Annotated in this window: 1 protein-coding gene; it reads right to left on the bottom strand. The window is 46.8% G+C overall.

Annotated features, from left to right (window positions below; all coding sequences use genetic code 11):
* Positions 1-39 precede the first annotated feature (39 nt).
* A complete protein-coding gene (locus AAB400_03465) occupies positions 40-696 on the bottom strand; it encodes a site-2 protease family protein (protein MEK7648950.1) in 657 nt (218 codons plus the stop codon).
* Positions 697-1,103 lie beyond the last annotated feature (407 nt).

Genomic DNA, 1,103 nt, shown 5'->3' with positions numbered 1-1,103 from the left:
CAGACAGATACCTGAAATGAAAAGTTTGCCATTAAAAAACTACAGTGGGATATCCAGTACTTGCGTTATCAGCCCAATGCCTTTCTCCAAAAAAATGCCAAAAAACGGATACACGGTTGCGTTGATGATCAGTAAAAAAATGATGATATAATTTCCATACTGTTCCAAAAAGTCTGCAATATACATCAGATGATTCGGCAGAAGCGTAGTAAGAATCCGTGATCCATCGAGCGGCGGGATGGGAATGAGATTGAATACGCCGAGTACGAAGTTCATAACCATGAGATTGGCAAAAAACAAAATGAGATAATTTGACGGATCATACACCCCAAGTGCGAATTTCAGCGCAATGGCAAATACAACACACATCAGGATATTAGAAAGCGGCCCCGCTAAACCAACGAGGAGCGGTCCGGTGCGGACATTGCGTAAGTTGAGCGGGTTGAACGGAACCGGCTTTGCCCAACCAAACATCACGGGTGAACCGGCAATCAGCAACAAACCTGGCAAAAAAATGGTGCCCATAGGATCAATATGTGCGATGGGGTTGAGCGTCAGACGCCCCGCTTGATAGGCGGTTTCGTCTCCCTGGAGATACGCCACAAGCGCATGGGAAAACTCGTGCACGGTGAGGCTGATGAGGAGCGCTGCAACAGCTATGCCAATTGGCAAGAGTGTCCCTATTGCAAAATCCATACGTCCATGATATACTTAAGTAGTAAGCAGCGTAATGCTGTGATGTTAGTTTTTTTCCAAAAAGATACTTCTACTCATTATAGTATACCTAGTATGGCACGTCAATGCATGACCTGTCGCCGCAGTTCCCTCAAGGTGATTAGCCGCAGCCATTCCAACCGTCCAACGATCAGACGGCAATACGTGAATCTTCAGAGTCGCTGGATGGATGGCAAACGAGTCGCCATCTGTGCAAACTGCATTAAGACCAAAAAAAAGCATGCAGAAAAAATTGTTCTGGCGGCACAAGCAAAAAAACAGTAGGCGCTCGCCTGCTGTTTTTGCATATTTTTTGGCTCATCATCGGGCTGTCGTATAGTGGTAGTACGCGTGGCTGGGGGTCATGCAGTCGCGGTTCGATTCCGCGC

The organism is Patescibacteria group bacterium, assembly GCA_038065255.1.
GTDB lineage: Bacteria > Patescibacteriota > Patescibacteriia > JACQRZ01 > JACQRZ01 > JBBTRI01.
Note: the sequence above shows the minus strand (reverse complement) of the source record. Positions and strands in the feature narration are given on the sequence as shown.